This window comes from Amycolatopsis azurea DSM 43854, assembly GCF_001995215.1.
Taxonomy (GTDB): Bacteria; Actinomycetota; Actinomycetes; order Mycobacteriales; family Pseudonocardiaceae; genus Amycolatopsis; species Amycolatopsis azurea.
The window spans coordinates 1-25,312 of sequence record NZ_MUXN01000024.1 but is presented as its reverse complement, the minus strand read 5'-3'; the positions used below and the strand labels follow the sequence as shown (position 1 = coordinate 25,312).

The window sequence follows — 25,312 nt, the reverse complement described above, 5'->3', positions numbered from 1 at the left end:
AAGTGGCTTTCGCAACGCTTGGAAAGTCCCCCTCACGGACTTGGCACCTGACAGGACACCTTCGCCCTATCGCTCTATAGGACCCGAATCGCCACTCACGACCCACTCGGCACCGGCGCTCACCCACCTGCGGTACACAATGGACCCGTGCACCTCGACGCGCTCCTCACCGGCCAACCCTCGGAAGTCCTCACCCGGACCCTCGAACTCCCCCGAGCCGAGCGAAAAGCCCTCATCCCCGAACTCATGGCCGTGTTCAAGGACAGCAGCGAGTTCGTCGAGATCGAACCCAACACCTACGGCGCCCGAAACCCGCTCAAAGGCCAGCAGGCCGCGACAGCCCTCTGGGCCGTCCTCCCGGCAAGCGACCCTCTGCTCCGCAGGCTCTGGATCGCCTCGCCCACGATCCTCGAACGCGTCCTGCAAGACCGGTCGCTCACCGAACGCAAGACCATCGCCCTCCGCATGATCGGCCACCAAACCGCCTGGGAAGCGATCCGCCGCATGATCCTCGACGGCGACCTCGACCCCATCCGCACCCCCGAGTACCACGCCGGCTGGTTCCGCTGGGCCGGACGCTTCGGCGAAAAACCCCTGGCCGAACGGCTCCGCACCGAACCCGAAGCCCTCACCGAACTCTGGGAACTCCTCGAGACCGAAGGCAACGGCGACGCCAGCTTCGCCGCCTTCGACAAGTACGTCCGCAACGAAGACAAATGGTCCACCGCGCTGCTCGAACTCACCACGACCGGCGAAGTCGACCGCACCAGACTGCTCGACCTCACCCTCGACATCCTCGCCCGCGACTTCGCCGCCTTCCGCGCCCAGTGGTACGCAGCCCTCCACGAAACGCTCGCACCCACACCGGACGAGCGCGCGGCCTCCCAATCCCACTACGCCCGGCTCTGCGGAAGCGGGCTCCCCCGCACCGTCTCCTTCGCCGTCAAAGCACTGTCCCTAGTGGACAAACAAGGCAACCTCGACGACGAAGTCGCCCTCCAGCACCTCCCCGCCGCAGCGGCCGGACGCGGCGCCGCCACCGCCAAACTCGCACTCAAACTCACCACCCGCATCACCGACCGGCGCCCCGAACTCACCGACCTCGCCAACGAAGTCTTCGAAGCGGCCCTCACCCACGAAGCCTCCGACGTCCGCGCGCTCGCCACCGCCCGGCTCGGCATCACCCCGGACGCACCAACGGCCGTCGACGTCGCCGAGTACCCGGAACCCGTCCGACCACCGTGGGAACAGCGCACGATGCTGACCATCCCGCTCGACATCCCGGACACCCCGGCCGCGATCGCGGAAGCCTTGTCCTCCCTGCTCGCCGACCCCGACCAGGCCGACCTCCTGCTGGCCGTCCTCGACGGCGCCCACCGCGTCACCGACGACCTCAAGGACGCCCTCAAACCACTGGTCAAACGTGCCACCAAGATCACCGGCGAGAAGTACCCCGCGGCCGTTCCCCATCTGGTCGCCACCCTCATCCTCGGCCTCAGCGGCCGCGACATCACCCACCCGCCACAGGTCGACGGCTGGCGCCGACCGCTGCACCACCGGGTCACCGCCCTGCTGGAAGGCACCGCCCGGCCCGTCTCCGCCGCCACCCACCAAGGCGGCTGGCTCGACCCGGTCGTCTTCGTCACCCGCATGCTCGAACACCCGGAAGCACCCGAGGACGACGTCGCCGACGCACTGCTCCGGCTCGCCCCGGACACCCGGACCGAAGCCCTCTCACTCGCCACGGAACTCACCGGCCCCCACGCCGACACCATCCGCTACGCCCTCGGCGGACCGGCCATCGACGACACCGGCTGGACCGCCCTCGCCGCCGCCCGCGCCCGGCACCCCGAGTCCACCGACCCGGCCGCCGCGCTACGCGGCGAACCCGGACCGCCGTTCACCTGGACGGCCAAGGTCGGCCTCAACAAGTACGGCCTGATCTCGCTGGACATCGACGAAACCCCGGAGGTCGTCTCCCCGAAAGCCCCGTGGCTGGGTGTGCTTTTCGACGATCCGGATCCCCAGTGGCTCGGCTTCACCGACTGCCACGAAGCGGTCTCCTCGCCCTACGACCGCGACTACCTCGAAGCCCGCGTCGCCGGGAACCTGTTCTTCAACGACATCGAAGTCGGCTATCCCGTCGAGAAAGCCGCACTGCCACCGTTCCTGGACAGTCCTTCGATCCCCGGTCACACCGGAACGATGCTCCTCGCCACCACGCTCGTCCTGAAGCGCCCCACCGCGGCCCAGCTGGGCACCGACGCCGTACTGACCCTGCTGGACCAGCGGATGATCGGCCCTCGCGCACTCGGTGAGGCGCTGGGAGTGCTCGGCGGCGAGATCATTCCCACGAGACTGGCTCCCCGGCTTGCGGTCATCGCGAACGAACACCCAATCGCCATCTTGTCCACATTGGACACCCTGCTGCCGAAGCTGGAACCCGCCCATCGCGGCGTCTTCGCACTGCTGGAACTCGCCGCGGATCTGGTGGACCGCGGAGCGGGCACGATCAGCGCCGAAACGAAGGCCTGGCTGGCGGGCTTCAAGGGCAGTTCGAAGGCAGCGAAGGCGGCTTCACGCCTCAGCCGCTGACATCCGGGCCGCCAGTACGTGCGAACACGGTCCCCGGGACTCCTGATGCTTGGCCCACCAAGCACAGGTGCACCCCGCCGGGGACAACCGCACTCGCTGCACCGACCCAGCACGGGTGATCTCGTAGCCGCCGTCGGGCAACGACCGGACGGCTCCGGCCGCCACGAGCTCGCGCGCTTTCGCCAGCCTGCCATTCGCCGGAGCACTCCCGCTCGGCAACTCTCGCGGGAACCAGGTGCCGTCGACGACGTCATGACCGGCTCGACCCGCGACGAGTTCCGGCGCGTCGAGCCCTGCTGCCAAGGCGTTCAGCCAACCACCCTCACCGGAGAAGCCCCGCGACGCCTCCGGGGACAGTGTCACGACGAGCCGCGCCCGCTCCAGCTGGAGCACCCAGCTCGCGACCTCGCTGTCCGGTCGCGTGTAGACGGTGAGCCCTTGAGTGAACCTGATAAGCGGCTCGACCACCCGTAGCCGGTGCAGTCCGGACGCCGGGATCGAGTCCGGACCCGACCGCGAGGTCAGCCGGAGCCCACTACCCGACGGCACCGCCCACGACCTGCCGACGGTAGTGGGTAGTCGCCGCAGGAACGTCCGTGCTTCGAGCTTGCCCAGTTCCGTTTTCTCGACCGCGCCCGCGGTGACAGCGGCGACCTCGGCGAAGCCCGCCACCCAGCGATCCGGCAGCGGCACCCGGGACTCGTCGTTCTGCCCGTCGAGCGTGCGCAGGTGGATTCCCTCACCGCGAACGGTCAGGTGCAACGGGTCCTGCGCCACGACCCCGGCGAGGACGGTTCGCGTCGCCTCGGACAGGTCCACGTTCGTGCAACCCTCGCCGGCGGTTGGCATGTCCAGGAGATCGAGCCTGGCGTAAACCCCGCAACACGGCGAGAAGGCCTCCGCGCGCAGCGTCGTCCGGTCCGCGGTGAACACCGGATCGGACTCGGCGATGAGCCGATTCACCATCGACGGCGGCATCCAGAACCGAGTACGGGCGACCTTCCCCAGCACGAGCAGCGCCTGGGCGGCCTGTGCTCCAGGATCGAGGAAACCCTCGAAGAGCACCGGCGTCCCGACGTTCTCCTCAACCGGCTCGAGCAAGATCTCGGTGATCACCGGGCAACCCTAGCCAGATCCCCCGACACTCTTTGCTAATTCTGTTCTTTGGTCTTGAAAGTTGATCTTGTTTATCGCCAGGATGTATAGGTCGTTATACATTTCTCGATCGGCAAAGCACCCCTGTCGGCGGCAGGTCCCGAACTTGACTTCGGGACCTGCCGCCGCCCTCCCCCACCCGGAGGTTCGACGCGCACGGCGCACTTCCCTCCCCTGGGTTCCGGCTATCTGGCCGACCCCCAAGTGGCGCCCACGTCCGGGGCAGGGTCCTGGTACTCCGAAACCAAACCTGGATGAGTGATCGTGACTCCCCCACCGAAAGAGGTCCGCTCTTCTCGGCGGCAGATTCGTCCCCCCGCGTAGCCGACCACCAAGCCCAGTGGCAGCAACGCGAGTTCGGCGATTTGGATCCAGTTGGCGAACATCGGTCTCCCCGCTCTTCAACCTGCCTTGGCCCCTTCGATGTTATTCGCCACCTATGCACCTCTGATGCGTCTATTCGTGTACTATTCACTCTTTAGTGCTGAGCCGGAGTAGCATGATCACGCACCGAGCAGCAGCCTCGACCCCCTGCGAAAGAAGACCATGCCCACGTCGCCACCCCACCCCAGCTCCGACCGCGCACGGCTCGCCGCGAAACTCCGCGAGATCCGGGCCACCACCGGGCTGTCCGGCAACCAGTTCGCCAAGACCTTGGGCTGGCCACAATCGCGGGTGTCCAAAATAGAGACCGCAGCGCAGTTCCCGACCGGCGAGGACATCACCAACTGGCTCACCGCGGCGGACGCTGTCGGCGAAGAGGACGCGGTCACCGAGTTGCTCAAGCGCGCTCGTGTGGAGTCGGTGTCGTCCCGGCAGGAATTCGAGAAGCCGGGCGGGGCGGCCGCCAAACAGCGATCGATACTCCGACTGGAGCGACAGGCCTCCCGCGTCGCCAGCTTTCAGCCGGCACTGGTTCCAGGACTGGTGCAGACGCCGGGCTTCATGCGAAAGCTGCTCGCACTCCCCTCCGGCCCGGGACGTACCGGCGGCGCCTCCGAGGCCGATATCGAGCAGATGGTGGCCGTCCGGATCGAACGCCAGGCGGTGCTGCACGATCCGAACAAGGCTTTTCCGCTGGTGATCGGCGAAGCCGCCCTGTGGACTCGGATCGGCGATCTCGAAACCCAGCTCGGTCAGCTGGACAGGCTTCACACTCTGGCCGGCCTGCGCACGGTCGACCTGCGCATCTTGCCCTTCGATCACGTCATACCGATCGCTCCGCTGCACGGATTCAGCATCCACGACGATGACCTCGTCGTGGTCGAACTGTTCGCAGGTGAGCAGCTGATCAGGGATCCGGAGGAGATCGCCCTTTACGAGCACATGTTCAGCCTCCTGCGAGCGGAAGCCGTATCCGGCGCCTCAGCGGCCCGGCTGATCCAGGACGTCTCGCGGCAGCTGGCTTCCGACACCTGACCACGATCATCCGGCGGCCCGGCACGTCCGGCATTCCGCATGCGGCTCGTCCAGGCTCGTGACGAAGCTGTGGTCCATGGTGGCGAGGCTGAAGCCGTACTGACAGTTCAGCGCGAGCTTCGGCGCGTTCGTGATCAGGCGCATCACCGCGTGCGCCACCAGATTGCCCGCGACACCGGCCGTCACCGCATTGGCCGCGTGCGCGGGAATGGTCGCGGCGGGCCGCCAGGTCGCCAGCGGCGGCCGCGCGGCGTCGCGATCCTGTTCGGCGAGGCGGGCGCATTCGTAGCAAGGCCCCGCGCCCGGCCGATAGATCCCCAGGTTGACCTGCGGACCGTGGTATCCCCCGTACACCCAAGGCGTGCCTGTCGACGTACACGCCTGATTCGTCCAGGTCCGGATCTCCGGCGGGTGATCGGCGGTCATGATCAGGACATCGCAGTCGGCGGCCAACCTCCGCAGCGACGCCACATCCCCGATCCGCGTCGACTCTCCGGTGACTTCGACATCCGAGTTGGCTTCTCGCAACCTCTCGACCGCCGCGTCGACCTTCGGCAGACCCAGATGCTGCTCGGCATAGAGGATCTGGCGGCCCAGGTTGGACAGTTCGACCACGTCCGGTTCGACGCAGTGCAGCCGTCCCACCCCCGACATGACGAGGCTCAGGGCGGCCGTGCAACCGACGCCGCCCACCCCGACCAGCACCACCCGCGCCCGAGCCAACAGAACCTGGAAATCCCAGCTCGAGTCTCTTCGCGTCAGATCGATCCACCGGTAGAGCGACCGGCTTCTCGAGTGACGCTCGCGTTGTCGCGCGGTCAGCGCGGTACACGTCGGCTCATCGGCGTTCTCGACGTACCCGAGCTCGGCCAGCGTCTCGATGGCCACGGCGACATCGTCGGGACACGAGGCCGGGAACCGATCAGCCAGGTCGGTGGCGACCTGACCCACTGTTCGCGTTCCGTCGAGAAGGTCCAGTAACGCCCACACCACACCGTCGGAGTCCCTCAACTCCGCGGCGATGCCGAACACCTCCCCGCCGATCCGGATCCAGCCGTCACCGAACCGAACCGGACTGTGCTCATCTTTGATTCGTGGACGCACGCCGAACCCCTCCCAAGGTCAACCGTTGTCTGCGCAGTAAACGTGGCGAATCGCGTCAGTACGCTCCACCATCACGATCTCTATCAAGATCATCACCGGCCACCCCCTCTCCCCCGACCTCGCCGAGAACGAGTCGGACCCGCCGACCCGCTTACCGACGGAACCTCTACAATGTAGAGAGTGCTGTTGTAGACGTCTCAAATGTAGAGCGATACATTAGGAACGTCTACATGCTTCCATGGGGCCAAGCGGGTGATCCTGGGGTCACCCTCCGTGACACAACTGTGAGGAGGTGGTGACTTCGTGGGCACACTGACCCCCACCGCCATCAAGCGCTGGATCGCACTCGAGATGAAGCGCCTCCGGGAAGCGGCGGGCTACGACCGGGCCGCCGCGGCCGAGCGCATCGGCAAGGCGACGACGGTCATCGCGCATATCGAAACCTCGCGAAATCTGCCGGCGCCCGCCGACCTGGAAATCCTGCTCGATTTTTACGGAGTGCCCGAAAGGGCACCACGTTTCCTCGACCTGATCAAACGCGCGAAACGCGGGCGCGACTGGTGGATCAAATTCGACGACGGGGTTTTTGACTGGTTCAATCTGTACCTCGGCCTGGAAACCGGGGCCGCCCGGATAAGCAGCGTGGACCTCGTCGTACTACCTGGCCTGTTCCAGACTCGCGACTATGCTCTCGCCATCATGCGAGAAGGCCGCCGCTGGGACAACAAGGCCGAACTCGAAACCATGGTCGACCTGCGGATGGCGCGACAAGAAATACTCGATCGCCCTGGGGACGCGCCGCAGATATGGTCGATCCTGGACGAGAGCGTCCTCCGCCGTCAGGTTGGCGGACCGGCAGTGATGCATGACCAACTGCAGCACCTGATGGATTTGTCCGAACGATCGAACATCGATATCCAGGTGCTCCCTTTCACCGCGGGCGCCCATGGCGCCTCGGACGGCGTGTTCATTCTATTGGACTACCCGCCCGAATTCGGCGGCGACCCCGGAACCGTGTACGTCGAAAATCGGCGCGAAGGCCTGTACTACGAAGACAAAGAGGATCTGCGCCGATTCCGCAACACGTTCGAACGCCTTCAAGCGCAAGCGGATCACCCCGGGCGGACACGGAACTTCCTACAGAACTTGGCAAGGGAACTCAATGAACAGTGACACCACCCGTCCCACCCTGCTCGGCCTTTCAGGCTGGTGGAAGTCGAGCTACAGCGCCGGCGCGAACGGCTGCGTCGAGGTCAACGACTCCGTGACCGGTTACGTGGGCGTGAGGGACTCGAAGCTCGGCGACAACAGCCCGGTCCTCGTTTTCGAACCACACGAGATCCGAGCCTTCGTCCTCGGCGCGAAGAACGGCGAATTCGACCACCTGCTCACCTGATGCGCGCGTGGTCCGTTCCGGCTGCCCGGAACGGACCACCGCCGCGAGTGCGAGTTCAGGCTTGAGCCTGACGTCGGCGATAGGCACGTTGCTGACAGGCCCGCGAGCAATAGTCCCGCGGCCTGCCCCGTCCTCCCCCGTCCAGAGACTTGCCGCAGATCGCACACTCACCTCCCTCTTTTTCATCACGCATTACCTCACCCCCCTGAGCTTCGATGAGCATCCGCACTCCGTCGAGAGTGCGATCCAGCCCGAATTCGAAGGGATCCAGCGGGGCGTCCATTCCCCCGCTCTTCCACAACCCTTCCAGGGCCGGATAGCGGTCGAGACGCTCGAACAAGGATTCTCGTTCACTCCACCAGCGCTCATGGGACACACCCGTGCTCCGCTGGAGTTCCGCGGCGTCCCCCGCCTGACGCGCGACCGACTCGACGAATCCACCCACCAGGTTCACCACCGCGATCACCTGGGACGGCGCCAGGCCGCTCCGCGAAGCCACGTCCAGCGCGTGGTCGTAACCGGCCATGATGTTCGGCCCCGGAAGGCGGCGGGTTCCGGCGCTGTGGACCAGCCACGGGTGCCGCCGGTGCATCTCCCACGTCCGTCGCGCCCAGCGTTCGAGACCCGCCCGCCAGCCGAGTTCCACCGAGGGCTCCATCGGGAACTCGCCGTGCACGGCGTCGCGCATGAGTTCCACCAGTTCCGCTTTGCCGGGAACGTACCGGTACAGCGACATGGTGGTGGTGCCGAACCGTTCCGCGACCTTGCGCATCGACAACGCGGCCAGCCCTTCGGCGTCCGCGACCTCGATCGCCGCCGCCACGACGCGGCCGAGGCTCAGCCCGGGCCGATCCGGCTCGGGCGCTCCCCAGAGCAGCTCGATCGCACACTCCGGATCCGGCTGCGAGTCGTCCTCCGTCACCAGCACTCCCTTGACGCTTGTCGCTCACTCGTGTTTAGGTAATAAACCTCAGTATATCCCATAAACCTCGTCGCAGGAGCGCTTCGCCATGCCCGAAATCAGGTTCTTCGTATCCACCGACGGCCGGGACGACTGGCCCGGGACCGCCGATCGGCCATTCGCCACCCCGAAGGCGGCCCAAGAAGCCGTCCGCGCCGTGACCGCCGGGATGACCGGCGACATCGTCGTCACCTTCACCGCCGGCGTCCACCACCTCGCACAACCTCTCGCTTTCGACGATCTACAGGGCGATTCCGGCATGAACGGCCACCGCGTGATCTATCAGCCGGACGGCTATGGAACACCGGAACAGGCGAAGGTCGAACTGAGCGGCGGCCGCGAGATCACCGGCTGGTCAGCGGGAGGCGACGATGTCTGGACGGCGCCGATCGGCGACCTGGCACCGCGACGGCTCACCGTCGAGGGTCGCCCGGCGACGCGAGCGGCCAGCGGCGCCGGGCTACCGAGCAGTGTGACGAAAACAGATACGGGTTACGTCACGGACAGCGTGGAACCCCAGTCCTGGCCGGACCCGTCCGGACTGGAGTTCGTGGACCCCGGCGTATACCCCTGGTCCGAAGCCCGGATCGCGGTCGCGTCGATTTCCGGCGACGCCTCCTCGACCACCATCACGATGGCCCAGCCCGCCTTCGACAACGCCAGATCGCTCTACGACTCGAAGTGGTACGGCGCCGGCGGGGACGGGACCTGGGACGGCCTGGCCGCACCTTCCGTGCTCGAAAACAACGTGGCCTTCCTGACCGAGCCGGGCACTTTCGCCGTCAGCCGCGGCGAGTCTGGCGAGCACGTCCTGCACTACCGCCCGCGCCCCGGCGAGGAGATCGGCAAGACCACGGTCGTCGCCCCGGTACTCGAAACGCTGGTCAGCGGACAGGGCGTGCACGACCTCGTGCTGCGCGGCTTCACCTTCGCCGACTCGGCCTGGACGGGCCCCACCCGCACCGGCGGTTACCTGCACTATCACGGCAACGCCCGCCACGAACGCGGAGACTTCCAGAAGATCGACCTCGGCGCGGATGTCGGCTACGTCCATGTCCCTGCGGAGCCTGTTCAGTTGCCCGCCAACGTCAGCTTCACCGCGGGCAGCCGCGTCGCGTTGGCGGACAACCACTTCACCCGCCTCGGCGCGGGAGGCTTGCTGATCGAGAACGGGACCGACATCGAGGTCCGGGGATGCGTCTTCGACGAGATCTCGGGCAGCGGGGTCGCCGTCCACGGCGGCACCCGCGTCTCACTCGAGGACAACCTCGTCCACCACATCGGCACCGAGTTCCGCGGCTCGCCCGCCGTCCTCGTGGTCGAGTCCGAAGAGACGACCGTGGCCCACAACGAGATCCACGACGTCCCGCACAACGGCGTCGTGATCACCGGCGGCGAGCGCGCCAAGGGCACCCAGGTGATCTCGAACCTCGTCGAACGCAGCATGGGGAAGCTGATGGACGGTGGCGGGATCTACCTTTCGGCACCGCAGGGCTCATCGTTCGCCGGCGGGGCGATGGTCCGCGGCAACGTCATCCGCGACGTCCTCACCTCGTACAACTTCGGGCTCTACGCCGACTACGGCGCCGCATGGGTCACCGTCCTCGGCAACATCGTCCACCGCGCCGACACCCCGATCGTGCTCCAGGTGGGCCCGCCGCTGGAGAACGTCGCCTTCGTGGGCAACTTCTGGGACGTCCGGCCCGACGGCTACGACGATCCGCCCAAGTCGGTGACCGTGGCCGCGAACACCTTGCTCCCCAAGGAGACCTTCGAAGCGACGATCCGGGCCGATCCGGCGGGTGCCGACATCCTCGCGCGGGCAGGACGGCGCCGTCTGGAACGATGATCACCATGCCGACCCAGCCCACGGAAGCGCCCGCGACCCGCCGACGTCTCGCGCGGATCGCGACCGAGGTGCTAGCGCCGTGGGTCTGGGTGCTCGGCCTGCCGTTGGTCGTCGCCTGGAAGGTCACCGGACACCACGTCGGCGAGACCCTGCTCTGGGGTCTCATCGTCGGGGTCACCGGCTCGCTGATCCCGATGGCGGTGATCGTGCGGGGCGCGAAGAAGGGCAAGTGGGACAGCCACCATGTCACCGATCGCACCGGACGGCTCGTCCCGTTCGCGGTCTGCATCGGCTCTCTGGCCGCAGGATTCGTCCTTCTGCTCGCCGGAGGCGCTCCGCACGAGATGATCGCGCTCGCGGCGGCCGAACTGGTCTGCCTGGTCGCCGCGCTCGCGATCACCTTCGGGTGGAAGTTCAAGATCTCGATGCACGCGATGGTGGCGGCCGGCGCGGCCGTGATGCTGATCCGGGTCTACGGCCCGTGGCTCGCGCTGGTCTTCCTCGGCGTCGGCTGGGTCTGCTGGTCCCGCGTCGAACTCGGCGATCACACCAGGGCGGAAGTCGCCGTGGGGACGGCCGCCGGTGTCGTCCTCGGCGGTGGTGTTTATCTGGCTCTCGAAACGATTTTGGCCTGACCCGAGCCGAATAGGTCGTTATACATTTTTCCCGAGTCGCCGGATGCCTTCGGCGAGTTCGGCGACGTCGGCGGCGGCCGCGAAGCTCAACCTCAGAAACGGCCCGGCGGGCTCGGTGGCGAAGAACCGCTCCCCCGCCCCGACCACGACTCCTCGCTGCCTCGCGGCACGGGCGAGGGCGTTCGCGTCACTCCCCACCGGTAGCCGCACCCACAGGTGCAGTCCTCCGGAAGGGAGACGCGCGACAGTCCATTCAGGACACTCCCCTGCCAGCGCCGCGGCCGCTTTCGCGCACCGTTCCCGTAGTTCCGTGCCCAGTTTCCGAACGTGGCGTTCCCAGGACGGTGCGCTGAGCAGTTCGAGGGCCGCTTCCTGCAGCGGGCGGGAGACGAAGAAGTCGTCGACCTGCCGGATCGCCTTCATCCGGTCGAGGACCGGTCCCCGCGCGATCAGCGCTCCGATCCGGAGACTCGGCGCGGCGGCCTTGGTCACCGAGGTCAGGTGGACGACGGTGCCGTCTCGATCGTCGGCGATCAGCGGACGCGGTGTCGTGGTCCCGTGCGACAGGTGGCGGGCGAAGTCGTCCTCCAGGACGAACGCGCCCGCCGCCCGCGCCACCTCCAGCACCTGCGTTCGCCGCTCGGCCGCCAGCACGGTCCCGGTCGGATTGTGGAAAGTGGGCTGGCAGTAGAAGAGCCGGGCGCCGGTCATCGCGAACGCCTCGGCGAGCAGGTCCGGGCGGACGCCGTCGTCGTCGATCGGGACCGGCACCGGGCGCAGGCCCGCCGCTCGTGCCGCGGCGAGCGCTCCCGGATAGGTCGGCGATTCGACGAGCACCGGGCTTCCGGGCGCCGCGATGGCCCGGAAAGCCATCGACAGCCCGCTCTGCCCGCCGGCGGTGATCAGGACGTCGTCCGGCGAAGCACCGGCCGGTCCCGCGAACACCGACCTCAGCGCGGCCAGGCCGGTGACGGGCGCCCGATCCCAGGCGTCCGGACGCCGACCGGCCCGCGCGAGTGCCGCGCTCAAGAACCGGGACGCCTGCAGCGATCGATGCGGATACCCGCCGTCGAGCAGGATCGCGCCGTCCGGTGGCGGCCCCGAGGTTCCGGTGAGGGACCGGGTGTCGACGCTGCGATCGGTCAGCGCGACGGTCTGCCACGCCGTGTCGAGCGGTTCTCCCGCCGTTCTCGGTTTCGTCGCGACGTACGTCCCGCTGCCGGGGCGGGTCACGACAGTACCTTCCGCGGCCAGCAGGGCGATCGCGCGCGAGACCGTCACCGGACCGACCCGGTAGCGCTCGATCAGTTCACGGCTACTGGGCAACCGATCCCCTGGGGCCGCCGCGCGAACCAGAGAACGCAACTGGACCGCGAGAGTGGAAGTGCTACTGTCGGACATGAAGGAACATGATAGTGCTACTGGAATCCGCACGGAATCACTACTGGACATTCCGGCGCTGCGGGCCGATACCCCCGGCAGCGAGAAGGTCGTCCACTTCAACAACGCGGGCTGCGGACTCCTGGCGAAACCGGTCCTGAAGACGATGCTCGACCACCTGAACCTCGAAGCCGAGATCGGTGGTTACGAGGCCGCCGCCGCACGAGCCGACGAGGTCGCCGGCTTCTATCGTGAGATCGCCGCCTTGATCAACGCGCGACCGCGCAACATCGCCTTCGCGGCCAGCGCCACCCACGCCTACTCCACCGCGCTGTCCTCGATCCGGTTCGAACCCGGCGACGTCGTCCTCACCACCCGCAACGACTTCATCTCCAACCAGATCGCGTTCCTCTCGCTGCGGAAACGGTTCGGCGTCGAGGTGGTGCACGCACCGGACATCCCGGAAGGCGGTGTCGACGTCGAAGCCATGGCGGCGTTGATGCGCGGCAAGAAGCCGAAGCTGGTCGCGGCCACGCACATCCCGACCAACTCGGGACTGGTCCAGCCGGTCGCCGAGATCGGGCGGCACTGCCGGGACCTCGGTCTGCTGTACCTGGTCGACGCCTGCCAATCGGTCGGTCAATACCCCGTCGACGTCGAGGAGATCGGCGCCGATCTCCTCACCTCGACGTGCCGCAAGTTCCTCCGCGGTCCTCGCGGTTCGGGATTCCTGTTCGTTTCCGATCGCTTCCTCGCGGACGGCCACGAGCCGCTGTTCATCGACATGCACGGCGCTCGCTGGTCCGCGCCGGGAGCCTACGACCCCGCGGAATCGGCCGTCCGGTTCGAAGAATGGGAATTCCCGTACGCCACGGTGCTCGGCTGTGCGCGGGCGGCGCGGTATGCCCGCGAGGTCGGCCTGGAGGCGATCTCACGACGGACGCCCGCGCTCGCATCGAGGTTGCGTGACGGGCTCGCCGCGCTGCCCGGCGTCGAGGTGCTCGACCGGGGTCCGAAGCTGGGCGCGTTGGTGACGTTCTCGATCAAAGGCTGGGAAGCCGTCCCGTTCAAGAAGGCGATGGACGATCGGCGGATCAACTCGGCGCTCAGCTACCGGGAGTTCGCGCAGTTCGACTTCGGCGACAAGGACGTCGACTGGTGCCTGCGGCTGAGCCCGCACTACTACAACACCGAGCGAGAAGTGGACGACGTGGTCGAGGCCGTCGCCGGACTCGCCGCCTGACGCGGTTCCCCTGCCTGGGCACTGGGGGTGTCCGGGCAGGGAGAACCGTCAGAAGGTCAGGCCCCGGCGAGACCGCGGCGCTTGAGCAGCGGCTCGATCTCCGGGTCGCGACCGCGGAACGCGCGGAAGGCGGCCATCGGGTCGATGCTGCCACCGCGTCCGAGCAGTTCCCGGCGGAAGTGATCGCCGTTCTCCCTGCTGAGTCCGCCGTTCTCGCGGAACCACTGGACGGTGTCGGCGTCGAGGACCTCGCTCCAGATGTAGGAGTAGTACCCGGCGCTGTAGCCGCCGCTGAAGATGTGCGCGAAGTAGGTGGTGCGGTAACGCGGCGGTACGGCTTCCAGCGCGACTCCGGCCTTGGTCAGCGCCTCGGCCTCGAACCGCTGGACGTCGTCGACCTTGTCCTCGGTACCGAGCCCGTGCCACGCCTGGTCGAGCAGGGACGCCGCGAGGTACTCGGTCGTCGAGAAGCCCTCGCCGTACTGCTGCGACGCGAGGAGCTTGTCGACCTGCTCCTGCGGCAGCGGCTCACCGGTCACGTGGTGCTTGGCGTAGTTGGCCAGCACCTCGGGCCAGAGCATCCACATCTCGTTGACCTGCGAGGGGTACTCGACGAAGTCACGCGGGACGTTGGTGCCGGAGAACATCGGGTATTCGACGTCGGAAAGCAGCGAGTGCAGGGCGTGCCCGAACTCGTGGAAGGCGGTGACGACCTCGTCGAAGGTCAGCAGGGTCGGCTCCCCCGCCGGCGGCCTGGCGACGTTGAGCACGTTCACCACGACCGTCTTGGTGCCCAGGAGTTTCGTCTGGTCGACGAAGTTGTTCATCCAGGCGCCGCCGCGCTTCGAGTCACGGGTGTAGTAGTCGAGCAGGAACAGGCCGAGTTCCGTGCCGTCGGCGTCGAAGACCTCGAAGATCCGGACCTCGGGGTGGTACTTCGGCAGGTCTTCCCGCTCGGTGAAGCTCAGGCCGTACAGCTTGGACGCGGCGAAGAAGACGCCGTCGGTCAGCACCCGGTTCAGCTCGAAGTACGGGCGCAGCGCCGCGGTGTCGACCTCGAACCGGTCCTTGCGGACGCGTTCGGCGTAGAACGACCAGTCCCACGGCCGCAGGACCGCGCCCGGGATGTCGGCTTCGAGGTAGCGCTGCAATTCCTCGGCTTCCGCCTTGGCGTTGGCGGCCGCGACCGGCGCGAGGCGTTCCAGCAGTCCCACCGCGGCTTGCGCGGTCTTGGCGGTCTCGTCCTCGATGACGTACGAGGCGTGGTCGGGGAAACCGAGCACGGCGGCCCGCTCGGCCCGCAGCCGGACCATCCGGGCGACGATGTCGTTGTTGTCGGACTCGTTGCCCCGGTTGCCCCGCGAAACCGACGCGGTGAAGATGCGCTCGCGCAGTGCGCGGTCCTCCAACGAGGCCAGCGCGGCCTGCGCTGTCGGCAGGGTCAGCTTGAGGACGTACTTGCCCTTCTCCCCCGCGGTTTCGGCGGCCGTGGCGATTTCGTCCTCGCTCAGTCCCGCGAGTTCCGCGACGTCGTCGACGACCACGGCGAGTTCGTTGGTGTCCTTCAGCAGGTTCTGCTGGAAGCGGGTCGACAGGGTCGAAAGCTGCTCGTTCAGCTCGCGCAGGCGCTTCTGGTCGGCTTCCGGGAGGCCGGCTCCGGCGCGACGGACGTCGGTGTGGTGACGTTCCAGGAGACGGAGCGACTCGATGTCGAGGCCGAGTTCGTCCTTGCGCTCGAACAGGCTGTTGATCCGGGCGAACAACGCCGGGTTCAGGTTGATGGCGTCGGCGTGCGCGGCCAGCCGCGGCGCCATCTCGGCCTGCACGCGCTGGATCTCGTCGTTCGCGTTCGATCCGGCGAGGTTGACGAACACGCTGGAGACGCGGGACAGCAGCCTGCCGGACTTCTCGAGCGCGACGATGGTGTTCTCGAAGGTCGGCGGCTCGGCAGAACCGGCGATCTCCTCGATCTCGGCGGTGTGCTCGGCCAGACCCGCTTCGAAGGCGGGAAGGAAATGCTCATCGGCGATCCGGTCGAACGGCGGAAGGGCGTAGGGCAGCTCACTCGGCGCGGCGAACGGGTTGTCCTGCGAAATCATCGGTGTTGCTCCCGGGTCGTCGAATCTGCTGTTCTGGCCACCTTACGGGCAGTGAGGGGCCGCTGGATGCCGTCCGTGGCGGTGATGCCACCGACGGCGATGGTCACGCTCCGGTGGTACCGCCCACGACCGCGTCGGAGCTCTGCTTTCCCTTGCCTCGCTTGGCTTTCGCCTTCGGTTCGGGTGGGGCGATTCCGGCCAGGTCGCCGCCGTTGTCGTTGACTCGCAACACGAACGGACGAGTCTCGGTGTAGCGGACGACCGAAACCGACGCCGGATCGACCACGATCCGCTGGAACGAGTCGAGATGCTGGCCGAGCGCGTCGGCGAGGATCGACTTGATCACGTCGCCGTGGCTGCACAGGAGCCAGACCGCGTTCTCGCCGTGCTTCGCGGTGATCCGGGCGTCGTGCGCGCGGACGGCCGCGACCGACCGGGCCTGCATCTCGGCGAGCCCTTCTCCGCCGGGGAAGACCGCGGCCGAGGGATGCGCCTGCACGACCCGCCAGAGGGGTTCCTTGACCAGATCCTTGAGCGCGCGACCGGTCCAGTCGCCGTAGTCCACTTCGGACAAACCGGGCTCTTTGACCCTGTCCAGGCCGCGTGCTTCGGCCAGTTTCGCGACCGTCTGGCGGCAGCGGAGCATCGGCGACACGACCAGCTCGGCGAGCGGGATCGGCGCCAGCCGCTCGACGAGCGCGGCCGCCTGCGCCTGACCGGTTTCGTCCAGGCCGACCTTGGGCGTGCGCCCGGCGAGGACGCCCGAACCGTTCGCCGTGGACTTGCCGTGGCGCAGAAGGATCACAGTACTCACGTGGCCCACCCTACGTGTCGTGCTTTGCCCGCTCCCGCGTTTCGTCCTCTGAATGCGGTGGTTGCGCGTGCAAGTACCGCATTCAGAGGACGAAACGCGAGAGGTCCAAATGCGAGGGGTCTACAGGTGCGGGCCGGCGCCGGGGTCGAGGACACCGGTGAAGATCAGCACGAACAGCAGGACACCGAGCACGAGCCGGTAGATCACGAACGGCACGAAGCTCTTGGTCTTGATGTAGGACATCAGCCAGGCGATGACGGCGTACCCGACACCGAACGCGACCAGCGTCGCCAGGATCGTCGGCCCCCACTGCGCCGGGGCGCCGTCCTTGCCGATGTCGGTCAGCTTGTACAGGCCCGAGCCGAACACCGCCGGCAGCGCCAGCAGGAACGAGTACTCCGCCGCCTCCGCGCGGGTGTACCCGAGCAGCAGCCCGGCGCTGGTGGTGCCACCCGACCGGGAGACGCCCGGGATCAGCGCCAGCGCCTGCGCGAAACCGAACCCGAGACCGTGCGGCACGGTCAGGTGGTCCAGCGTGCGCTGCTGCTTCCCGATGCGGTCGGCCACCAGCAGGATCAGGCCGAACACGATCAGCGTGGTCGCGGTGATCCGCAGGTCACGGAAGGTCTCGTCGATGGCGTCCTGGAGCAGCAGGCCCAGCACCACGATCGGCAGCGAGCCGACGATGATCAGCCAGCCCAGCCGGGCGTCGGGGTCGTGGCGCCAGTCCTTCTTGTAGATCGAGAAGAACCAGGCGCGGAGGATCTTCCCGATCTTGGTCGAGAAGTACAGGATGACCGCGAGTTCGGTGCCGATCTGGGTGACCGCGGTGAACGCGGCGCCCGGGTCGTCCCAGCCGGCGAGCGCGGCGGTGATCCGCAGGTGCGCGCTGGAGGAGATCGGCAGGAACTCGGTCAGGCCCTGGACCAGGCCCAGGACCAGTGCTTCGAACCATCCCATCAGGCGACACCGGCCAGTTCGATCGCCTCGGCCGCGACCTCGAGAGCGTGTGCGGAGCTCTCCGGGTCGGGCATCGCGGGGGCGACGGTCAGCGTCGTGGCGCCCGCCTCGGAGAAGGCCTGCATCCGCTCGGCGATCCGTTCCTTGGGGCCCAGCAGCGACGTCGCGTCGATGAACTCCAGCGGGACGGCCGCCATGGCGCCCTCGTAGTCCTTGCCCAGGTACTTCTGCTGGACCTCGGCCGCCTCGCGCTCGAAGCCCATCCGGCAGGCGAGCTGGTTGTAGAAGTTCTTCTCCCGGCTGCCCATCCCGCCGATGTACAGCGCCGCGTACCCGCGGACCGCGTCGGCGCAGGCCTTCCAGTCGTCACCGACCACGAGCGGGACGGTGGGGACGACGTCGAAGTCGTCGAGGGAACGCTCGGCCTTGGCCGCCCCCGCCTGGATCAGCTTCAGCTGCTCACCGGCGTGCTCGGGCGAGAAGAACACCGGCAGCCAGCCGTTCGCGATCTCACCGGTCAGTTCGAGGTTCTTCGGGCCGATGGCGGCCAGGTACACGGGGATCTCTTCGCGAACCGGGTGCACGGTCAGGGTCAGCGCCTTGCCGGGCCCACCGGGCAGGGGCAGCTGGAAGTGCTCGCCCTCGTACCTGACCCGGTCGCGGCTCAGCGCCTTGCGGACGATCTCGACGTATTCACGCGTGCGGCCGAGCGGCGACGCGAACTTCACCCCGTGCCAGCCCTCGGAGACCTGCGGACCGGAGACGCCGAGGCCGAGCCGGAACCGGCCGCCGGACAGCGTGTCCAGGGTCGCGGCGGTCATCGCGGTCATCGCCGGTGTCCGCGCCGGGATCTGGAGCACCGCGCTGCCGATGTCGATCCGTGACGTCTGCGCCGCCATCCAGGACAGCACTGTCGGCGCGTCCGAGCCGTACGCCTCCGCGGCCCAGACGACCGCGTAGTCCAGTTCGTCCGCCTTCTTCGCCAATGCCAGGTTGGCCGCGTCGTTTCCCGCGCCCCAATAGCCCAAGTTCAGTCCGAGTCGCACGGCGTGAATGTATCCATCGGAGTGTCACTCCTCCGTTCAGGGTGTTGACAGCCGATGACCCGCCCGGTGGTACTCGATCACGACACGCTCACCTGCTCCGCGTTCCGCACTTGCCTTCCGGCTAGGCTCGCCCGTCGTGGAAAAGCGACAGCTCGGCCGGTCGGGACTGCGGGTCTCGCGGATGGCCCTCGGGACCATGACGTGGGGTGGCGACACCGACTCGGAGGAGGCGGCCAGCCAGCTGGTCGCGTTCGTCGACGCCGGGGGCACCCTGGTCGACACCGCCGACATCTACGGCGAAGGCGAGAGCGAACGCGTCCTCGGCGGGCTGCTCGGCGACCTCGTCCCCCGGGACGACATCGTGCTCGCCACCAAGGCCGTCGCCCGCCGCACCGACGGCCCGTTCGGCGGCGGGGCCTCGCGCGGTGCGCTGCTGAGCGCGCTCGAAGGTTCGCTCCGCCGGCTCGGGACGGATCACATCGACCTCTGGCAGCTGCACGCCTGGGACACCACCGTGCCGGTCGACGAGACCCTCGCCGCCCTCGACTACGCCGTGACCAGCGGGAAGACCCGCTACGTCGGCGTCTCCAACTACTCCGGCTGGCAGCTGGCGACGGCCGCCGCCCGCAGTTCCGCCGTCGCTCCGCTGGTCTCGACGCAGGTCGAGTACTCACTGCTGGAGCGCGGCGTCGATCGCGAGGTCGTCCCGGCCGCGGAGCATCACGGCATCGGCCTCCTCCCCTGGGCGCCACTCGGCCGGGGTGTGCTCACCGGCAAGTACCGCTCCGGGACCCCCGCCGATTCGCGCGGCGCTTCGAGTGTTTTCGCGGGCTATGTCGAACATCACCGGACCGATCGCGCGGCCCGGATCGTGCAGGCGGTCGCGACGGCCGCCGACGGCCTCGGTACCTCGCCGCTGGCGGTCGCGCTGGCCTGGGTCCGCGACCGGCCCGGTGTGGTCGCGCCCGTGGTCGGAGCCCGTGACACAGGTCAGCTGACCGGTTCGCTCACGGCCGAGGAGATCACGCTCCCGCCCGCCATCCGCTCGGCGCTCGACGACGTCAGCGCGATCGAGGTCGGGTACCCGGAACGCGGCCTCTGAGCCTCTCGAATACTGGATTAGGTGACTGTTGGGTGACACAGACGTGACGCGGTGGGGTTACTGGAGGATGCTGGACAAGTCCGTTCGACGAGTAGCAGGTGGAGGCACCAAGGTGGGTCGGCTGTCCGCCGTTTCCCGGATCGCGATCCCGCTCGCCGGTGTCCTGGTGCTCTCGTCCTGTAGCTCGGACGACACCCCGAACGACACCTTGCAGATCGTGCAGAACCCCGTCGCGGTGACCGCGGCGGTCTCCCCCGCGGCCGCGGTCAAGCCGGCGGGTTCGGTGTTCGCCGCGCCCGGGGTGAAGGCGCTGGTGACGGACGAGGCGAGCAAGACGCTCGTCGTCGCCGTCTCGGAGCCGCCTTCCCTGCGCATCTACGACCTCGCGGCCCTGGACGCCCCGAAGACGACCGTGGCCCTGCCCGGTCCGGCGGAGCGGCTCACGGTCTCGGGTTCCCAGGTGCTCGCCAGCGTGCCCGGCAAGAGCCTCCTGGCGAAGGTCTCCCTGCCCGGCGGCGCGCTGGAGACGGTCCCGGTCGCGGGGCAGCCGTCGGCCGGTCTCGCCGACGGCGACGCGACGCTGGTGTCGGTCCGGGACCGCAAGGTCGTCGAGGTGCTGTCCAAGAACGCGGGACCCAAGACCATCACCGGCCAGATCTACAGCGCCGACGACGTGCTGAACACCGGTGACGGCGTCGTCGTGCTCGACAAGCTGCGCACCGCGTTGTTCGCCGTCGACATCGACGAAGGCAAGATCGGTGAGGGTCTGCGAGCCGGTGACGGCGCCGCCAACGCCGTGACCGACGACCTCGGACGCGTCTTCGTCACCGACGCGCGCGCGGGCGCCTTGCTGGCGTTCTCCACGACGCCGTTGCTGCTGCGCCAGCGCTACCCCGTCCCCGGCGGGGCATACGGCATCGCCTACGACCGCACCCGTGGCCTCGCCTGGGTCACTCTCACCGAACGCAACGAGGTCGTCGGCTTCGACGTCCGCGGCGGGGAGCCGATCGAGAAGCACCGGTTCCCCACCTTGCGGCAGCCAGATTCGGTCACCGTCGACGAGCAAGGCGGCCGCGTGGTCGTCGGCTCGGCCATCGGAGAAGGGATCCAGGTGATCACGCCATGACAGTTGTGGACGAGGCGGTGGTCGAAGGGGATTGGGAATACCGGCGGCTGCAACTGCCTCCCGGTGTTTCCCGGCGGGCGGCGGCGACGCAGCTGTCGATCCACGCCGAGTTCGCCGGCTGGGAGCTTTCGACCGTCCGGCTCTACTCCGACGGGACCAGGAGGGTGTGGTTGCGCCGCAAGCGCACCACCACCCCCCTGCCCGGCATCATCACCTGAACACGCGGCCGAGCCAGTCGGCCCAGAGCCCGTCCTGTTCCGCCGGGTCGACCTCGCCGAACAGGTGATGCATCGCGACCATCGGCCCGGTGAAGCCGCGGACGAACCGCAGGAGCGCGTCCGGGGTCCGGATGCCGACGGTCTGCGCGTTCGCGAAGTAGACCTCGCCGTCCACAGTGGACACACCACTGGTGGACAGGCGGACCCGGTCCCCCGTCCCCGGCCGTCCGGCCAGCCCCAGTTCCCGGCCCAGCGTCAGCCACGCGCGGTCCCAATCCTCGACCATCGGCCCGAACACCGTCACCGGTACCGCCTTCCGGCCGGCGAAACGGTTCAGGTACTCGACCAAGGTGCGCAGGAACAGTTCGCCGCCGGCGGTCATCGCCTCGAACTCGTCTTCCCAGTCGTCGCCGGGCAGGAAGCCGCTCGTCACGGTGCGCAGGACGGTGCTGCCGCCGGAACGGGCCTCGATGAGGAACTCGTAGGCGACGAATCTCCCGTCCGGTTCCGTTTCCGTGCCGTAGACGAGCCGTTCCAGCGGGTCCCAGGACGTGATCGCCGACGTGGGCTCGTAGCCGCCGAACGCGGTCTTAACAGTGCCGCCGACGCCGCCTTCGACCTCGCTGCGCCCCATGAACCAGGACGTGATGCCCGGCCCGGTCGCGATGGCGTCCCAGACCTGTTCCGGCGTCGCGTCGACCTCGACTCTGTCAGAGATCTCGAATTCGTGGCCCACTTCAGCACTCCTCGGGCTCGGTTTTGACGCTCGGGTGGACGGCGACGACGATCCTGTGGTCTCGACCCTGTTCGGCGTCCTCATCGTGGTATTTGCTCACCAGGTTCGTGATCGCGACGGTGAGTTCCTCGGCGAACGCGGCCCTGTCCGCGGCGGAGGAGAAGCGCACCTCGCCGTCGATCGCGAAGGTCGCGACCCGCTTGCGCGCCTTGGTGGATCCGGTGATCAGCAAGCCGACATCACGCACCAGCCTGCCCGCGACCGCGAGCAGCCAGCGAGCGGAAAGGCGGTCCGGGGACTCGGCCGGATCGGGTTGCACGGCCGAAAGCGCCGTCGGCGAGATGACATACGAGGCCGCCGTCGCGCGCATCATCCGCTCGGTGACGTTGCCCTTGCGCCGCTCCTCGACGAGTTCGACGAGCCCGTGCTTCTCCAGCGCGCGCAGGTGGTAGTTCACCTTCTGTCTGGGCAGGTCCACTCGTGCGGCGAGCATCGTGGCCGACGCCGGTTCGGCCAGTTCGGCCAGCAGCCGGGCCCGGACCGGGTCGAGTGAGACTTCGGCCGCTTCCGCGTCCTCGATCACCGCAACGGAGAACATGGCACGAAGGTGCCACCGAAAACAGAACTTGTCAAGAACGTCCGTCTTGTCGGCGAGCCCGGTTCGCCAGGGCCAGCAGCCGGGGCACCACCTGCGGGGCCGCCTCCAGCGGGACGACGTGCCCGACACCGGGCAGCACGACCGACGTCCCGTTCTCCACCGCGCCCGCCAGCTCCTCGACGTCCGCCGTGGGCACGAGCTTGTCCCGCTCCCCCACGATCGCCGTCACCGGCACCGCGCCGACCTGGGACAACGCCGACTCCCGCGTATAGGCGTCCAGAGCTGGGCGGAACGCGGACACCGTCTGCGGCCAGTTGCCGCGGATCATCCGCACCGCCAGCTCGACGTCGCCGGGGACCGGGTCGTCCCCGAAGAGCCACCACCGCAGCCCGGCGGTCACCGCCTTGCTCGTGTGCTCCCGGACCAGGCCGATCAGCTTCGTCCCGAACACCATTTCGAGGTCCCGGCCGAGCTTCCCGAGCGCGTTCGGCCAGATCGCGTCCGGGGTGACGCCGCCCGCCGACATGGCGAGCAGCCCGATTCCCGCCACCCTCGCCGCGAAGACGTCCGGGTGACGCTGGGCGAGCGACAGGATCGCGAGCCCGCCCATGTCGTGTCCGACCAGGACGACCTGGCCGTCGGGGATCACCTTCCCCAGCACTTCGGCCAGGTCGTCGGCGAGATGTCCCATGGTCGCCGACGCGGCCCGGACCTCCCCGGATTCGCCGTGCCCGCGCTGGTCGTAGGCCAGTACCGCGAGGGGTTCCTCCGCGGCCTCGGCCAGCACCGGCCCGATGGCGCGCCAGCTCCGCCTGTCGAGGGCGTATCCGTGGAGGAGCACGACGGTCACCGGCGCCGACGGATCACCCCAGCGCTCGAAGTGCAGGGGTGTCCCGTCGGCGGCCAGCAGACCGGGCATCAGGCCGAGCGGAGGAAGCGGTCGAGAACCCGCACGCCGAACTTCAGCGCCTCGACCGGGACGCGCTCGTCGACGCCGTGGAACAGCGCCGAGAAGTCGAGGTCCGCGGGCAGCTGCAACGGGGCGAACCCGAAGTTGCGGATCCCGAGCGACTGGAACGACTTCGCGTCCGTGCCACCGGAGAGCATGTACGGGAGCGTGCGGGCGCCCGGGTCTTCGGCGAGGACCGCGTTGGTCATCGCGTCGACGAGGGCACCGTCGAAGGTCGTCTCGACCGGCGGGAGCTCCATCCACTCCTTCTCGATGTCCGGGCCGAGGATCTCCTCCAGCTCGGCGTTGAAGGCTTCGAGACGGCCGGGAAGGATCCGGCAGTCGACCGAAGCCTCCGCGACCGAGGGGATGACGTTCGACTTGTAGCCCGCGGTGAGCATCGTCGGATTCGCCGTGTCGCGCAGGGTCGCGCCGATCATCCGGGAGATGTTGCCGAGCTTGGCGACCGAACCCTCGATGTCGTCCTCGGGGAAGTCCCAGCCGGTGATCTCGGTGACGCCGTCCAGGAACTCGCGGACGGAGTCGGTCATGACCAACGGGAAGCGGTGGTTGCCGAGCCTGGCGACGGCCTCGGACAGCTTCGTGACGGCGTTGTCGCGGTGGATCATCGAGCCGTGGCCTGCCGTGCCGCGCACGCGCAGCTTCATCCAGCGGATGCCCTTTTCCGCCGTCTCGATGAGGTACGCGCGGACGTTGTCCTTCAGCGTGATCGAGAAGCCGCCGACCTCGCTGATCGCCTCGGTGACGCCCTCGAACAGCTCCGGCCGGTTCTCCACCAGCCACTGCGCGCCGTACTTGCCGCCCGCTTCTTCGTCGGCGAGGAACGCGAAGACCAGGTCACGCGGCGGGACGATGTCGTTGATCTTGTAGTGGCGGGCCAGCGCGAGCGCCATGCCGCACATGTCCTTCATGTCGACAGCGCCGCGTCCCCAGACGTAGTCGTCCTGGATCGCGCCGGAGAACGGGTGGACCGACCACTCCGAGGCATCGGCGGGGACGGCGTCGAGGTGACCGTGGATCAGCAGCGCGCCCCGCGACGGGTCGGCGCCCGGCAGCCGGACGATCACGTTGTGGCGGTTCTTGCCGCCGGACTCGACGTAGGTGATCTCGTAGCCCGCGTCGGTGAGCTTCTCGGCGACGTACTCGGCGGCGGCGCGTTCACCGACCAGCGTGTCGGGATCACCGGTGTTGGTGGTGTCGATACGGATCAGTTCGCTGGTGAGCGTGACTGCCTCGTCGGCGGCGGCTTCGATCAGATTCGGTTCGGTCACCAGGCATTCCTACCATTGGTGACGCCCACCGACCCGTCTCGATCGCCGCGTGGACACGTGTGAAGACCCACTCCCCTGCGCGGGGCCGTGCCGCGGGCTGTCGCACGGCCGGAGCCGCATCCAGCGATCCGGGCCGGCCCGGGCAGCATCGACCGAGTTCCCGTGGAGCGGGCCCGCTCGTGATGTCGATGCGCCGCGGTGAACCACACGTGACGCCCGCTAGGCCCCGCCCGTGGCGTCGTCAGTGACGCACCGACGATGAGCTGGCTGCACTGGATTCGCTAAGCCCGCGAAGGGAGCGGCGGTCGCCGCTCCTGACACCTGGGGCCGTGCGGCGTCCCCAGGTAGCATCACCTGCGTTCGAGCTGGTCAGGACCGGTTAGAACCGGTCCTGAGCTGAACGTCCCCCGGCCCACAGAGGGCCCAGCGTTCCACCCGTCAGCCCGACCGGAACGAGGATCGGGTAACCGTTTCAGCCACGACGGCTACAGCAACGAATCATCGCCGATTGTTACTTAGAGCGTGTCTTACGTGGTGAGTTTTCGGAGTTTCTTGTGGCAGGTGAGGGCGGCTCTGAGGGTGAGGAATGCGAGGAAGTGTTCGGCTTTGCGTTCGTAGCGGAGGGTGAGGCGGCG

22 protein-coding genes are annotated in these 25,312 nt (G+C 68.1%); 10 read left to right on the top strand and 12 right to left on the bottom strand.

Translation table 11 applies throughout. The features are described 5' to 3' along the window. Positions 1–147: 147 nt before the first annotated feature. A complete protein-coding gene (locus B0293_RS30360; protein ID WP_005164751.1) occupies positions 148–2,595 on the top strand; it encodes a DUF6493 family protein in 2,448 nt (815 codons plus the stop codon). Here B0293_RS30360 and B0293_RS30355 read toward each other — a convergent pair. After that, on the bottom strand, positions 2,578–3,711 hold the full coding sequence (locus tag B0293_RS30355; protein ID WP_005164753.1) for an SWIM zinc finger family protein: 1,134 nt from the start codon (positions 3,709–3,711) through the stop codon (positions 2,578–2,580). The two genes, B0293_RS30360 and B0293_RS30355, sit on opposite strands and share 18 nt — an antisense overlap. A gap of 585 nt (positions 3,712–4,296) precedes the next feature. Between B0293_RS30355 and B0293_RS30350 the strand changes: the two genes are divergently transcribed. After that, the gene (locus tag B0293_RS30350; RefSeq protein ID WP_005164754.1) at positions 4,297–5,169 is read left to right on the top strand and encodes a helix-turn-helix domain-containing protein; all 873 of its coding nucleotides are present in this window, start codon (positions 4,297–4,299) and stop codon (positions 5,167–5,169) included. A 6-nt stretch (positions 5,170–5,175) separates the two neighbouring features. Here the strand turns inward: B0293_RS30350 and B0293_RS30345 are convergent, their stop codons facing one another. Then, positions 5,176–6,273, bottom strand: a complete 1,098-nt coding sequence (locus tag B0293_RS30345) for a ThiF family adenylyltransferase (RefSeq protein ID WP_039919287.1) — start codon at positions 6,271–6,273, stop codon at positions 5,176–5,178. Positions 6,274–6,576: 303 nt separating this feature from the next. On the opposite strand from B0293_RS30345, the gene B0293_RS30340 reads away from it, so the two are divergent. Then, entirely contained in the window at positions 6,577–7,446 is an 870-nt protein-coding gene (locus B0293_RS30340) for a DUF5753 domain-containing protein (protein ID WP_005164759.1), read from the top strand. Then, positions 7,436–7,669 carry a DUF397 domain-containing protein gene (locus B0293_RS30335; protein ID WP_005164761.1) on the top strand — a complete coding sequence of 78 codons (234 nt, stop codon included), beginning with the start codon at positions 7,436–7,438 and terminating at the stop codon, positions 7,667–7,669. Before B0293_RS30340 ends, B0293_RS30335 begins: the two co-directional genes overlap by 11 nt. Positions 7,670–7,724: 55 nt before the next feature. Here B0293_RS30335 and B0293_RS30330 read toward each other — a convergent pair whose 3' ends face one another. Then, complete coding sequence (locus B0293_RS30330; protein WP_005164762.1) at positions 7,725–8,591, bottom strand: TetR/AcrR family transcriptional regulator; 867 nt, start codon at positions 8,589–8,591, stop codon at positions 7,725–7,727. Positions 8,592–8,679: 88 nt separating this feature from the next. Between B0293_RS30330 and B0293_RS30325 the strand changes: the two genes are divergently transcribed. Further along, entirely contained in the window at positions 8,680–10,479 is a 1,800-nt protein-coding gene (locus tag B0293_RS30325; protein WP_005164763.1) for a right-handed parallel beta-helix repeat-containing protein, read from the top strand. Between the two features lie 5 nt (positions 10,480–10,484). Beyond that, positions 10,485–11,114 (top strand): phosphatase PAP2 family protein, encoded by a 630-nt coding sequence (locus B0293_RS30320; RefSeq protein WP_039919294.1) that lies wholly within the window; start codon positions 10,485–10,487, stop codon positions 11,112–11,114. An 18-nt stretch (positions 11,115–11,132) separates the two neighbouring features. Here the strand turns inward: B0293_RS30320 and B0293_RS30315 are convergent, their stop codons facing one another. Beyond that, positions 11,133–12,515: an aminotransferase-like domain-containing protein gene (locus B0293_RS30315; protein ID WP_039919288.1), complete on the bottom strand. Its 1,383-nt coding sequence runs from the start codon at positions 12,513–12,515 to the stop codon at positions 11,133–11,135. On the opposite strand from B0293_RS30315, the gene B0293_RS30310 reads away from it, so the two are divergent. Further along, positions 12,514–13,737 (top strand): aminotransferase class V-fold PLP-dependent enzyme, encoded by a 1,224-nt coding sequence (locus tag B0293_RS30310; RefSeq protein ID WP_039919290.1) that lies wholly within the window; start codon positions 12,514–12,516, stop codon positions 13,735–13,737. The genes B0293_RS30315 and B0293_RS30310 overlap by 2 nt on opposite strands. 56 nt (positions 13,738–13,793) lie before the next feature. Here the strand turns inward: B0293_RS30310 and B0293_RS30305 are convergent, their stop codons facing one another. The 4 genes from B0293_RS30305 to B0293_RS30290 all read right to left on the bottom strand — a co-directional run bounded on the left by B0293_RS30305 (position 13,794) and on the right by B0293_RS30290 (position 18,656). Then, positions 13,794–15,836 (bottom strand): M3 family metallopeptidase, encoded by a 2,043-nt coding sequence (locus B0293_RS30305; protein ID WP_005164769.1) that lies wholly within the window; start codon positions 15,834–15,836, stop codon positions 13,794–13,796. Positions 15,837–15,939: 103 nt separating this feature from the next. After that, the gene (locus B0293_RS30300) at positions 15,940–16,650 is read right to left on the bottom strand and encodes a histidine phosphatase family protein (RefSeq protein WP_005164771.1); all 711 of its coding nucleotides are present in this window, start codon (positions 16,648–16,650) and stop codon (positions 15,940–15,942) included. 120 nt (positions 16,651–16,770) lie between these two features. Next, entirely contained in the window at positions 16,771–17,610 is an 840-nt protein-coding gene (locus B0293_RS30295) for an undecaprenyl-diphosphate phosphatase (RefSeq protein ID WP_005164773.1), read from the bottom strand. Then, positions 17,610–18,656: an LLM class F420-dependent oxidoreductase gene (locus B0293_RS30290; protein WP_005164777.1), complete on the bottom strand. Its 1,047-nt coding sequence runs from the start codon at positions 18,654–18,656 to the stop codon at positions 17,610–17,612. The genes B0293_RS30295 and B0293_RS30290 overlap by 1 nt, the downstream gene beginning before the upstream one ends. A 136-nt stretch (positions 18,657–18,792) precedes the next feature. On the opposite strand from B0293_RS30290, the gene B0293_RS30285 reads away from it, so the two are divergent. The 3 genes from B0293_RS30285 to B0293_RS30275 all read left to right on the top strand — a co-directional run bounded on the left by B0293_RS30285 (position 18,793) and on the right by B0293_RS30275 (position 21,102). Next, entirely contained in the window at positions 18,793–19,758 is a 966-nt protein-coding gene (locus B0293_RS30285) for an aldo/keto reductase (RefSeq protein ID WP_005164779.1), read from the top strand. A 112-nt stretch (positions 19,759–19,870) separates the two neighbouring features. Further along, positions 19,871–20,884: a YncE family protein gene (locus B0293_RS30280; protein WP_039919292.1), complete on the top strand. Its 1,014-nt coding sequence runs from the start codon at positions 19,871–19,873 to the stop codon at positions 20,882–20,884. Further along, on the top strand, positions 20,881–21,102 hold the full coding sequence (locus B0293_RS30275) for a DUF5703 family protein (protein ID WP_005164784.1): 222 nt from the start codon (positions 20,881–20,883) through the stop codon (positions 21,100–21,102). Before B0293_RS30280 ends, B0293_RS30275 begins: the two co-directional genes overlap by 4 nt. Here B0293_RS30275 and B0293_RS30270 read toward each other — a convergent pair. From B0293_RS30270 to B0293_RS30255, 4 genes are read right to left on the bottom strand one after another with little or no spacing between them, the layout of a single operon-like run. Next, positions 21,095–21,838, bottom strand: coding sequence for an SRPBCC family protein (locus B0293_RS30270; protein WP_005164786.1), 744 nt, complete (start codon positions 21,836–21,838; stop codon positions 21,095–21,097). The two genes, B0293_RS30275 and B0293_RS30270, sit on opposite strands and share 8 nt — an antisense overlap. A 1-nt stretch (position 21,839) precedes the next feature. Then, complete coding sequence (locus B0293_RS30265) at positions 21,840–22,436, bottom strand: winged helix-turn-helix domain-containing protein (RefSeq protein WP_005164788.1); 597 nt, start codon at positions 22,434–22,436, stop codon at positions 21,840–21,842. A 31-nt stretch (positions 22,437–22,467) separates the two neighbouring features. Beyond that, positions 22,468–23,355, bottom strand: coding sequence for an alpha/beta fold hydrolase (locus B0293_RS30260; RefSeq protein WP_005164790.1), 888 nt, complete (start codon positions 23,353–23,355; stop codon positions 22,468–22,470). After that, entirely contained in the window at positions 23,355–24,677 is a 1,323-nt protein-coding gene (locus B0293_RS30255; RefSeq protein ID WP_005164792.1) for a M20/M25/M40 family metallo-hydrolase, read from the bottom strand. The genes B0293_RS30260 and B0293_RS30255 overlap by 1 nt, the downstream gene beginning before the upstream one ends. Positions 24,678–25,312: the final 635 nt, after the last annotated feature.